Here is a 9,760-nt window from a genome sequence, read left to right as displayed (position 1 = left end):
GGATTAAGACCAAATTAAAAGGCCTGAGTCCGGTGCAGTACCGAAATCAGGCCTTGGCTGCTTAGTTTTTCACTGTCCAAGTTTATGGGGTCAGTTCAAGACGGTGCCGTTCTTACATCAAAAGATGACGCTTACTTGCTTAAATAGGCGTTGAGCATCCAGATGGTTTTTTCCTGCTCGCGAATGTAGTCACCGGCTTGCGCCGCGGTACCTTCATCGTCGGCGTCAGAGGCAAGCGCCAGCAGCTCACGCTGCAGCTCAATGATGGTTTGGTAGCCTTTCAGCACGCCTTTGACGCAGGTGGTGCCATCGTGAACGTCTTTATCTTCCTGAATGCGCGACAGCGTTACGTAGTCGCTGTAGGCGTGTACCGGCTTGTGACCCAGGGTCAGGATGCGCTCGGCAACCTCGTCCACTTTGGTCAGCAGGTCGGTGTAGAACTCTTCAAACTTGGCGTGCAGCTCGAAAAAGTCGCTACCGCGAACATTCCAGTGGTAGCCGCGTACGTTCATATAGAAAATTTGGTAATTGGCCAGCAGGTGGTTGAGCTTTTCTGCGAGTTGACTAGCGCTACCTTCGTGTAGGCCAATGCTGTTGGTGTCAGTCATATCCTGCTTCCTCTTTATGCCGCAGTGTTTATGCCACAGTAGGCGGCGGTTGATGCGTGCTTTCAGAATAGGGTGTAACTGTAGCGATGCAAAACAAGTTTTTTGCATCGCGGCCATAGATCTTTGAAATAGAACTTTGAAATTAGCGCTTTGCCATTGGTGCTTCGACATTAAGCCACTTTCGTTACCCTTTGCTGATTTAATAGATGCTGGCGGCGAGAGCTTTTTTCAAGGTCTACATACATTTCAAGGTCTGTGTACCCACAGACGAAGCAGGCTTTCACAGCGCGCTTCCAGCAGTTTAGCGGTGCGCGGTAGTGCGTCAGCTAACGTCATGGGGCCATCGGCTAACGCGAAAGCGGCGGTGACGCCTTCATCAAAACAGGCTTGCCAACCATCGCCTAGGCTGCCCGCCAGCACGATGACGGGTTTGTGGAGACGTTTGGCAGCACGGGAAACGCCGATGGGCGTTTTACCCGCCAGGCTCTGCCCATCCAAACGGCCTTCGCCGGTAATCACCAGGTCGGCACGGGCCAACAGCGAAGCCATGCCGGCCTGCTGCATAATCATCTCAATACCGGGCTTTAGCGTGGCATTTAAAAAAGCCTTGGCCGCAAACCCCATACCGCCCGCGGCCCCTACGCCCGGTAGCATTCGATAATCATCGCTTAATGCATGAGCGCTGATATCGGCGAAGTGACCCAGCGCACGATCCAACTGCTCGACCTCTTCAGGTGATGCACCTTTTTGCGGGCCAAATACCGCGCTGGCACCACGTTCGCCTAGCAGCGGGTTGTCCACATCAACGGCGGCTTCCAGGCTAAACTTGGCTAACCGCGGGTCTAGTCCATCGAGTTCTAAGCTAGCCAATTGGTTAAGCGCCGCGCCGCCGGGGGGAAGCAGTTCGCCGCTCTGATCTAAAAAGCGCGCGCCCAGTGCCTGCAGCATACCGGCGCCGCCGTCATTGGTGGCGCTGCCGCCAAGCAGCAAAAGCGCTTTTTCTGCGCCTTGATCCAGTGCCGCCAGCAGTAGTTCACCCACCCCAAAGGTAGAGGTGTGTAGCGCATTACGCTCGTCGGCCGCTAAGTGCTGTAATCCGCTGGCTTCAGCCAGCTCAATAAACGCGGTACGCTGGTCGCTCAGCCATCCCCAGGCTGCTTGACGAGGGCGGCCCAGGGCATCTTGAACGTTTAGCTGGCGCCGCTCGGCACCAGTAGCGGCGATGAGTGCGTCTAGACTGCCTTCGCCGCCGTCCGCTAAAGGGCAGACTTGAATGTGCGCCTCAGGTGCAGCGCGCTGCACGCCCCGCGCCATGGCAGTTGCGGCGTCTTGGGCGCTCAGTGCATCTTTGAAGCTGTCGGGGCAAAGCAAAACATTCATTAGCACGATCTCCGCAAAACGGTGTCTTCAATACGGTGTCTTCATTACCCTACAATGTCAGTTAAGTATGACCACTTTTGGCGAGCTTAGCGCGCTAGCCTGCGCCAAACCAGCGGCCTCGCCCATTTAGAGGGACTAACATGAAGTCGATACCCATAAGCTTAACCTGTCTGCTGGTACTTGCTGGCTGCCAAGTGGTTCCTGACCGTCTGCCCCAAGCGGAACCAGCGCCAGCGGCTTCGTGCTATTTCCCCGCCACCCATGAGCGGGCGCTGGAAACCAGCGTTGAGGTGCTCACCGAGTGGGGGTTTACCCTGAACTCTACCGATACTTCCCTGGGCTTGATCAGCGCCAGCCGCGAACGGCCACTGCACGGCTATTATGATCCTTACGATGATGCCTACAGCTATGGGCGTGGAATGCGCCTGTTTGGTGGTGTGGGCATAGGGCGCGGTGGTTCCGGTGTCGGTTTTGGCATCGGGGGGATTGGTTATGGCGGTGGCGTGGGCCAGCAGCCGGTGGAGGTGGAGCGTGTATCGCTATTGGTGGACGACACGCATATACGTATATCCCGAGATATTCGCCGCTTCGATCACTGGGGTGATCTGCGTGAATCCTACAGTGCCAGCAACGACGATTTCTGTCAGCGCTTTCAAACCAGTTTTACGCAAACCGTCCCTGCGACCGGGAGGCCGTTATGAGAATGCGCCACTGGTTGTTAATCGGGCTACTGGGTGGATTGGTTGGCTGCGCGACGACAACGCCTTTGGAACCCCGTGAACTGGTTTACGCTACCTCTTCAGAGGAAACCTTCCGCGAAGCCGTGGAATTGATGGTGGAGCAGGGCTATGTGGTACGCCATGCGGATCTGTCGTTGGGGCGCGCCGAGGCATCCCTTGCCCGCTGGCCGGAGTATCGCCTGCAACTGCAGGTAAGCGAAGAGGGCAGGGGCAGCCGCGTTAGTGTGTCGGCGCTGAAGGGAAGTCAGCCCTTGCCGCCCTATTTGCTCGACCCTTGGCTTGTCGCCTTGCAACATAAATTAGGTGTCGCGCCATGAAGTGGGCGGGTACCGCAGTAGCCGTTTGCTTGGGTATGAGTGGCTTTGTGGTCAGCCCCGATGCCCGTGCCCACCCTCACGGCTGGATCGACCTGAGTGTGCGGGTCATCACCGATGATCAGGGCATGGTGAGTGGCCTGCATCAAACCTGGCGGATGGATCCCTTCTACAGCCTGGTCGTTTTTGAAGAACTACAGCAGGTGGAAAACGCCAGTCTAGAGGAGGGGCTGGATCAGCTTGGCAAAGAGATTCGCGATAATCTCGCCGCGCAGCACTATTTAACCGAAGTGAGTATTAATGGTGAACGCCAGGCGTTGGGTGAGGTAAGCGAATATACCGCCATGGAGCGGGATGGGCGGCTTACCTTTATGTTTATCCTGCCGCTGGAAGCGCCCCAACCGCTGACAGATGCCATGCTTAGCTACCAAGTGTTTGACCCCACCTACTACATCGAAGTGGTGCACGAGGAGGAAGGTGGCCAGCCACGGGATGATGCACTGATACTTCACGGTGAGCCTGTCTGTGAGTTGTCTATTCTCCCCGCGGATCCCGACCCTGAGTTGGTGATGCAAGCGGCGCTGCTCGATAAAGATGAGAGTGGTGAGCCCGGCTTGGGGCGCTATTTTGCCGAAACCGGCCAAGTTGATTGTCGCTAGGCGCTGTTCGAAAACAGGCAGAGCCGTGCTATTTTATGGCCTTGTTACTTTATAACAGCTTTTTCGGTGGAGCGGTTAAATGTTTTTAACACGGCCCTTTACACGTCAATTAGGGTTAATGCTGGGTCTGCTGCTAGCCGCAGCAGTGCTCATCATCGTTTGGCAAGGCGGGTTTCAGAGCGTGAGCTATCAGCTACTTGGTTGGCAGCGTGATCTGCACCGTTCGCTAACGCTGGCGATTACCGAACTGTCGCGCACCCCCACCATGGCGACCTGGGTGAGCCTGCTAGGCATTAGCTTCGCTTATGGCGTCTTTCATGCCGCCGGGCCGGGGCACGGTAAAGCCGTCTTGGCGACCTACTTAGCCTCCCACGGCGGTGCGGTAAAGCGCGCCTTGGGGCTCTCTTTTGCTGCCTCCTTACTGCAAGGCGTGACCGCCATTGCGCTGGTCGTTGTGCTGGTTTACGGCCTAGGCTGGATAACCCGGCAGGCCATGGGTAGCGTTGCCTGGGTAGAGCAGGCTAGTTTTCTGCTGGTGGCGGCGTTAGGGGCGTGGCTATGCTGGCGGGCCGTCAAGCAGTTGCGGCGAGCCTATCAGCCGGAGCGAGCGGCTCATTCGCACAGCCCAGGCCATGAACATAATCAAGACCATGAACATAATCCAAACCACGAACATAGCCATGGTCATGACCACAGCCACTGTTGCGGTGGTGCTCACCATATTGAACCGCATCAGGCGTTAGATTGGCGTACGGCGATGATGACGGTCGGTGCTATTGGTATGCGTCCCTGTAGTGGGGCGGTATTAATGCTGGGGGCAGCCAGCTTGCTGGGTCAGTTTGAGGTGGGGGTAGCATCGGTAGTGGCCATGTCGATCGGCACTGGGATAACCGTATCAGCGCTTGCCCTGGCGAGCATTTTTGCCCGTGGCTGGGCGCAGCGGCGCTTATCCAAGCAGCAGTACAGCCAGCGCAGCGTACAAAAAGCCACCGGCTGGGTGGCCTTGGCCGGTGGTGCGCTGATAGTAGTAATAGGGATTTCGCTTAGCGTTGCGGGCGTCGCACAGCCTGCCAGTGGGCCGCTCCTCAATGAGCCACCTGCTCGTCAAGGCCACCCATTAACGGGGTAAAAGTCGTCTATATATCAAGCCCGTCGATAAGTGCCAGTAACTGATCCCGTAACTGCGCCTGGCCATCCAGGTCGTAGGGTTCGGGGCTGCCATTGCCCCATACCGGTGCCGGCCAGGTCGCATCGCTGTGCCGTCTAAGCACAACGTGTACATGCAGTTGGCTAACCACATTGCCTAGCGAGGCAATATTGATTTTGTCCCCCTCAAGCGCTGTTTTCATTGCTTCACCTAGCTGAGTGGCTTCCCGCCACAGCTGCTGCTGGTCGTCAGCAGGAAGCTCAAATACTTCGCTAATAGAGGCGTGGCGCGGTACTAGAATCACCCAGGGATAGCGTGCGTCATTCATTAATAGCACGCGGCTTAGCGGAAGGTCTGCGATGGGGAAGGTGTCGGCGGCAAGGCGTTCATCCAGCTCGAATTTGATCAAAGGATAGGCTCCGGGCAAGGGTTTAGGTAATTGCTAGTATAGTCGCCTCGAAGCGACGTAGGGAAAGCGAGCGCGATTGCCAAAACGCTGTTACCCTGAAAAAACTCCCAAGAGGCAAATGACGTTGCCAGTGGAGTTTCCCGATGTTGAATGACTCGTTAAGGAGAACGGAAAATGAAAAAATTATTGGCCATGAGCTTTATGCTGCTGATGACAGCGGGTGTTCTAACTGGTTGTAACACCATCTCTGGCGCTGGTCAGGATGTGCAAGAGGGCGGTAAAGCCGTCCAAGATGCCGCTGAATAATTAAGTAAGACTGTGTTTTAAAGCAAGTGGTATCCTACGGGCTAGGCTAACGCCCGGCCCGTTGGTTTTTATAACCGGTTTCCATGCCCCTATTTTTGGAGATTCAAGGATGAAACCCCGTATTACTCTGGCTAAGTTCGCTGCTGTTAGCGCTTGTGCACTGTTGTTAACGGCCTGCGTTAGTTCCCAAATGCCGATTTCCCCTGCCAACGACGACGTAGACGCAGCGCCACCGCCGCCAACGGTAGCGCCGAACGGTTCCAGCGGTGAACAGGCTGCCAGCTGTGATCTAGACGCTATTCAATCCGCTATCGGTGAGCCCTTCGACGAGGCTAACGTTGCGCAGTTACAAAGCGATAGCGGCGCTCGGCAAGTACGCGTGCTGCGCCCTGGTAGTATGGCCACCATGGATCACCGTCCGGATCGCTTAAATATCCATCTTGATGATCAAGACGGCATTGAAGCGCTGCGCTGCGGCTAACGGTAGCCGAGCACAGCTCGTTTTCAGGCTAACCTAAAATCAGCACGACGCAGGCGGCGGTCATTGCCCCCATGGTGATATTGAACGCCCGCCACGCGGCCTCCGTTTTGATCCACTGCCCAATCGCCGTGCCAAAGGCGGCCCACAAAGCGATGCACGGTAGTCCCACTAGTTCAGCAAAGCCCGCCAGCACTAGCGCGTTGACTATCGGCTGACCGCTTTCGGGCAGAAAACCCGCCATCAGCGCCAGCCCCATTACCCACGCTTTAGGATTGGCAAACTGAAACGCCGCTGCCTGCCAAAATGTAAAGGGTACGCTATGGGTCTGCGCCTTAAGATTGGGCGGCGGGGCGCTGGCAATTTTCCAAGCCAAATAGAGCAAATACGCGCTGCCTATCCAGCGCAGTGCCGTTTGAATCGCCGGGTAGCGTTCAAACAGCACGCCCAAGCCCAGTGCTATACCTGCAAACAACAAAAAGCAGCCGCCTAAAATCCCCCACATATGCGGCAGCGTACGCCTAAAGCCGAAGTTAGCGCCAGAGGCGGTAAGCATAACGTTGTTCGGCCCTGGGGTAAGCGTCATCGACATCATATAGAGCGCGGCCGGACCGAGGATTACCCATTCGCTATTCATTTATTGTATCCATACAATTTGGTGATAAGGATTGTTTTGTTGCCGCTTTTGCTAGCATAATGGGGTTTAAATTGACGTCAAAGGTTTTATTGTCACCATGACAATGTGGGTGCCTTCGCTAGCTGAATTTTCTGGTTCACGTTACCGCGCTATTGCCAGTGCCATTGAAGCCGCTATCCAGGCGGGAACACTACTGCCAGGGGAGCGATTGCCGCCCCAGCGCCGCTTGGCGGATGCGCTAGGTGTGACCATTGGCACGGTAACCCGGGGGTACGCTGAGGCTGAACGCAATGGCTGGGTGTCGGCACGGGTGGGTAGCGGCACCTATGTGAAGAGCCAAGACCAAAACAATGCTTTTAGCCTGACGTTTCCCGCTGACGAAACGGCCGGTGTGATCGATTTAAGCCTTAGCCTGCCACCGCCCCACCCGTTGCGGCAGACGCTGTTGAGCGAAGCGCTGGTCGCTTTAAGTCAATCCGGGGCAGCATTAGCACGTGGTGTTACTTACCAACAGGCCCAGGGGCGTTATGAGCATCGTGAAGTACTCGCTCGCTGGTTAAATACTTTGGGTATGCCGCTGATGGCCGATGAGCTGCTCATTACCCAGGGGGGGCAGCATGGCCTTAGTTTGGCGCTCAGCACCTTGCTAAGGCCGGGCGAGCTGTTGGCCGCTGATGCCTTGACCTATCCCGGTGCCATCAGCGCTGCGCAGCAGGGGCATCTAAAGTTGGTAGGCATTGGTCAAGACAGTGAAGGGATGCGCATGGATCTGCTTGAGGCGCAGTGTGCCCGGCAGCCACCTAGAGCGATTTATCTAACGCCGGAACAGAACAACCCCACCGGCGCGTGTTTAAGCGAATCGCGCCGCGAGCGACTGGTAACGTTGGCACGGCGCTACGATATCTGGCTGATTGAAGATGGCGTGCAGTATCTACCCGCTGAGCAGCGCGGTACACCCCTTTACAGGCTTGCGCCGGAGCGCACGCTGTTTGTGTTTAGTACCGCTAAAGTGCTGGCGGGTGGGCTACGAATTGGCGTACTGCGTGCGCCTAAAAGCTTGCACGAGCGGTTAGCGACAGGCCTTCGCGCTCAGAGTTGGATGGTGCCACCGCTAATGGTCGATGTGGTTTGCCATTGGATTAATCAGGCCGCGGCGGAAAAATTACTTACCTGGCAAACTCAGGAGCTCGCGGAGCGTCAGCAGTTGGCTGCCGAATGGCTAAAAGATTTTTCCTTAAGCGGGCGTTCGCACAGCAGCAATGTATGGCTTGCGCTGCCAGAGGGGAGCCGGGCCGTAGAGCTGTGTGAACGGCTACTGCAGCGGGGCGTTAAGGTCAGCAGCGCAGAGCCCTTTTGTGTCGGGAGCACGCCAGCGCCCCAAGCGATTCGGCTATGTGTTGGGGCCGCGGCGGATCGCAGTGAACTGATTCAGGCATTGAGTATCGTCGCCGCCTGTTTAACCGAACGCCCATTAGCCCCTGTCACTTTGTGAATTACTCGTAGCGGTCTTTCCAGCCCTGGTGGCGCACCTGGTCTTTAAGCATTTCGAGGACGTCGTACAGCACCTGCTCGGTGACCCGGTTGCTGCCTTCGTCAACCGTCAGCCAGGTGTCGAAGCCGCTGTCGGCGGTGCGCTCCACTAACTGCCTAAACTCATCCGAATGAATGCCTAGCAGCAGCTCATCGACTAGCCGTTGAGCAACGCCGCTGAGTGATGCTTCCATCGCGCTGGTGGCCTGCTGCCCCATGGGCAGGCGATTAAGGCGCTGAATCTCGGGGCTTTCCCGTAGCGTGCGGCTAACTAAATCACTGATTGCCGCCATAATGGATTGGCGGTTGTGCTGGTAGGCTTTGCCGATAGTGCTCTCCAGCCGCTGAGCGATCTCATGAATCAGCTGAGCTTTGCGGGGCATGATCACACGTTCAATCACGCGCTCGGTCAGCGAATCGCTGGCGCGTATCTGCTGCTGTACATTGCCCAATAGACGCAGGGCGATGCGGTCGGAAAGCTCCTCAAGCAGAATGTCGTAATACTTGGCCACAAATTGATAGATGTACCAGTGGGTAACATCAATAAGGCCGAGGCGATGCAGCCGATTGATTAACGATACAACGCGTAAAATACGCAGTAGTCGGAAGCCCGCGAGGGGAATGCAGCCCAGCACATCGTACCAGTGCACGAAGGGGTAGAAAAACCAGCGGTGGTAGCGCCGCTCGGCAATCGCGATTGACCAGCCCAGCAGTACGTCGGCGATAAAAAAGCTGACAAATACCAGGTCGATGGTGATAAAACGGCTATGAATCACGTCATCGTAGAAGGTGTGAAAACCGGGGGCGAGGTTGGCGATGCCCTGGTTAATAGGGTCAAGCAGAAACAGCGAATCAAACAGCAGTAGCGATAGATTAATCACCACTAGCGCCAGGATAAAAAAATCCCAACCAATATGGGCGTATTCAACCGCTTTAGGCAGGTGTGGATAGCGTTCCCTGGCGGGCATACGAACTCCTTGTCGTTGGGTCTTTAATGGGCCTGGGACTGGTAATGCTGCTGGGTCAGCAGTTCCTCTTTTTCTGCCTGTTTGCGTAATTTTTTGCGCAGTGCCGCCTTTTCAAAACGCAGTTCCTGGAGCGGTGTGGCCAACTTGAGCGGCGGTACGCTAGCGGGTTTACCATCAGCGTCCACCGCTACCATGGTGAGGTAGCAACTGTTGGTATGACGGATCAGCTTATTACGAATATCTTCAGCCACGACCTTGATGCCCACTTCCATCGACGAGCGACCAACATGATTAACGCTGGCTAGAAAGGTGACCAGCTCGCCGACATGAATCGGCTGCTTAAACAACACCTGATCCACCGACAGCGTCACCACATAGTGGCCCGAATAGCGGCTGGCGCAAGCAAAAGCGACTTCATCGAGCTTTTTAAGAATTGCGCCACCATGCACTTTGCCGCTGAAATTCGCCATATCGGGCGTCATCAGTACGGTCATGGAGAGTTCATGCTGCCCAGGTAGGGCAGCGTTCGCGCTGATCTCGGCATCTGTCATACGGTGCTCCTGCTGTTACTTGAGCCCAATAAC

Annotated in this window: 14 protein-coding genes; 8 read left to right on the top strand and 6 right to left on the bottom strand. The window is 56.1% G+C overall.

The features are described 5' to 3' along the window. Window positions 1-2: 2 nt before the first annotated feature. Window positions 3-65 (top strand): IS3 family transposase, encoded by a 63-nt coding sequence (locus tag RO22_RS25405; protein WP_152618913.1) that lies wholly within the window; start codon window positions 3-5, stop codon window positions 63-65. A gap of 66 nt (window positions 66-131) precedes the next feature. Here RO22_RS25405 and RO22_RS22080 read toward each other — a convergent pair whose 3' ends face one another. Together RO22_RS22080 and RO22_RS22075 are read right to left on the bottom strand one after the other, a co-directional pair. Then, on the bottom strand, window positions 132-608 hold the full coding sequence (locus RO22_RS22080; protein ID WP_027958621.1) for a Dps family protein: 477 nt from the start codon (window positions 606-608) through the stop codon (window positions 132-134). 246 nt (window positions 609-854) lie between these two features. After that, window positions 855-1,988, bottom strand: a complete 1,134-nt coding sequence (locus tag RO22_RS22075; protein ID WP_041159409.1) for a glycerate kinase — start codon at window positions 1,986-1,988, stop codon at window positions 855-857. Between the two features lie 140 nt (window positions 1,989-2,128). Between RO22_RS22075 and RO22_RS22070 the strand changes: the two genes are divergently transcribed. The 4 genes from RO22_RS22070 to RO22_RS22055 all read left to right on the top strand — a co-directional run bounded on the left by RO22_RS22070 (window position 2,129) and on the right by RO22_RS22055 (window position 4,830). Next, window positions 2,129-2,689, top strand: coding sequence for a hypothetical protein (locus tag RO22_RS22070; protein WP_022522069.1), 561 nt, complete (start codon window positions 2,129-2,131; stop codon window positions 2,687-2,689). Beyond that, window positions 2,686-3,045 (top strand): hypothetical protein, encoded by a 360-nt coding sequence (locus tag RO22_RS22065; protein ID WP_041159408.1) that lies wholly within the window; start codon window positions 2,686-2,688, stop codon window positions 3,043-3,045. The genes RO22_RS22070 and RO22_RS22065 overlap by 4 nt, the downstream gene beginning before the upstream one ends. Next, complete coding sequence (locus RO22_RS22060) at window positions 3,042-3,701, top strand: DUF1007 family protein (protein ID WP_041159407.1); 660 nt, start codon at window positions 3,042-3,044, stop codon at window positions 3,699-3,701. The genes RO22_RS22065 and RO22_RS22060 overlap by 4 nt, the downstream gene beginning before the upstream one ends. 79 nt (window positions 3,702-3,780) lie before the next feature. Further along, a complete protein-coding gene (locus RO22_RS22055) occupies window positions 3,781-4,830 on the top strand; it encodes a nickel/cobalt transporter (protein ID WP_009287464.1) in 1,050 nt (349 codons plus the stop codon). Between the two features lie 7 nt (window positions 4,831-4,837). Here RO22_RS22055 and RO22_RS22050 read toward each other — a convergent pair whose 3' ends face one another. Continuing rightward, window positions 4,838-5,257, bottom strand: a complete 420-nt coding sequence (locus tag RO22_RS22050; protein WP_027958625.1) for an HIT domain-containing protein — start codon at window positions 5,255-5,257, stop codon at window positions 4,838-4,840. 174 nt (window positions 5,258-5,431) lie between these two features. Between RO22_RS22050 and RO22_RS22045 the strand changes: the two genes are divergently transcribed. After that, the gene (locus RO22_RS22045; RefSeq protein WP_027958626.1) at window positions 5,432-5,563 is read left to right on the top strand and encodes an entericidin A/B family lipoprotein; all 132 of its coding nucleotides are present in this window, start codon (window positions 5,432-5,434) and stop codon (window positions 5,561-5,563) included. Window positions 5,564-5,672: 109 nt separating this feature from the next. Further along, on the top strand, window positions 5,673-6,044 hold the full coding sequence (locus tag RO22_RS22040) for an I78 family peptidase inhibitor (RefSeq protein WP_027958627.1): 372 nt from the start codon (window positions 5,673-5,675) through the stop codon (window positions 6,042-6,044). 28 nt (window positions 6,045-6,072) lie between these two features. On the opposite strand, the gene RO22_RS22035 is transcribed toward RO22_RS22040, so the two are convergent. Then, window positions 6,073-6,678: a LysE family translocator gene (locus tag RO22_RS22035; RefSeq protein WP_041159406.1), complete on the bottom strand. Its 606-nt coding sequence runs from the start codon at window positions 6,676-6,678 to the stop codon at window positions 6,073-6,075. 97 nt (window positions 6,679-6,775) lie between these two features. Here RO22_RS22035 and RO22_RS22030 point away from each other — a divergent pair, with 97 nt between their 5' ends. Further along, entirely contained in the window at window positions 6,776-8,170 is a 1,395-nt protein-coding gene (locus RO22_RS22030) for a PLP-dependent aminotransferase family protein (RefSeq protein WP_041159405.1), read from the top strand. Between the two features lies 1 nt (window position 8,171). Here the strand turns inward: RO22_RS22030 and RO22_RS22025 are convergent, their stop codons facing one another. Both RO22_RS22025 and RO22_RS22020 read right to left on the bottom strand, forming a co-directional pair. Continuing rightward, entirely contained in the window at window positions 8,172-9,176 is a 1,005-nt protein-coding gene (locus RO22_RS22025; protein WP_041159404.1) for a hypothetical protein, read from the bottom strand. Window positions 9,177-9,199: 23 nt separating this feature from the next. After that, entirely contained in the window at window positions 9,200-9,727 is a 528-nt protein-coding gene (locus RO22_RS22020; RefSeq protein ID WP_009287460.1) for an acyl-CoA thioesterase, read from the bottom strand. Window positions 9,728-9,760 lie beyond the last annotated feature (33 nt).

Source organism: Halomonas sp. KHS3 (genome assembly GCF_000830495.1).
In the GTDB taxonomy this organism is placed as follows: domain Bacteria; phylum Pseudomonadota; class Gammaproteobacteria; order Pseudomonadales; family Halomonadaceae; genus Vreelandella; species Vreelandella titanicae.
The sequence above is the reverse complement of the archived record's forward strand: the minus strand, read 5'-3'. Positions and strand labels throughout refer to the sequence as shown.

Coding starts and splice junctions, on each gene's coding strand:
- RO22_RS22080 (WP_027958621.1), bottom strand. CDS start 608: ATGACTGACACCAACAGCATTGGCCTACACGAAGGTAGCGCTAGTCAA.
- RO22_RS22075 (WP_041159409.1), bottom strand. CDS start 1,988: ATGAATGTTTTGCTTTGCCCCGACAGCTTCAAAGATGCACTGAGCGCC.
- RO22_RS22070 (WP_022522069.1), top strand. CDS start 2,129: ATGAAGTCGATACCCATAAGCTTAACCTGTCTGCTGGTACTTGCTGGC.
- RO22_RS22065 (WP_041159408.1), top strand. CDS start 2,686: ATGAGAATGCGCCACTGGTTGTTAATCGGGCTACTGGGTGGATTGGTT.
- RO22_RS22060 (WP_041159407.1), top strand. CDS start 3,042: ATGAAGTGGGCGGGTACCGCAGTAGCCGTTTGCTTGGGTATGAGTGGC.
- RO22_RS22055 (WP_009287464.1), top strand. CDS start 3,781: ATGTTTTTAACACGGCCCTTTACACGTCAATTAGGGTTAATGCTGGGT.
- RO22_RS22045 (WP_027958626.1), top strand. CDS start 5,432: ATGAAAAAATTATTGGCCATGAGCTTTATGCTGCTGATGACAGCGGGT.
- RO22_RS22040 (WP_027958627.1), top strand. CDS start 5,673: ATGAAACCCCGTATTACTCTGGCTAAGTTCGCTGCTGTTAGCGCTTGT.
- RO22_RS22035 (WP_041159406.1), bottom strand. CDS start 6,678: ATGAATAGCGAATGGGTAATCCTCGGTCCGGCCGCGCTCTATATGATG.
- RO22_RS22030 (WP_041159405.1), top strand. CDS start 6,776: ATGACAATGTGGGTGCCTTCGCTAGCTGAATTTTCTGGTTCACGTTAC.
- RO22_RS22025 (WP_041159404.1), bottom strand. CDS start 9,176: ATGCCCGCCAGGGAACGCTATCCACACCTGCCTAAAGCGGTTGAATAC.
- RO22_RS22020 (WP_009287460.1), bottom strand. CDS start 9,727: ATGACAGATGCCGAGATCAGCGCGAACGCTGCCCTACCTGGGCAGCAT.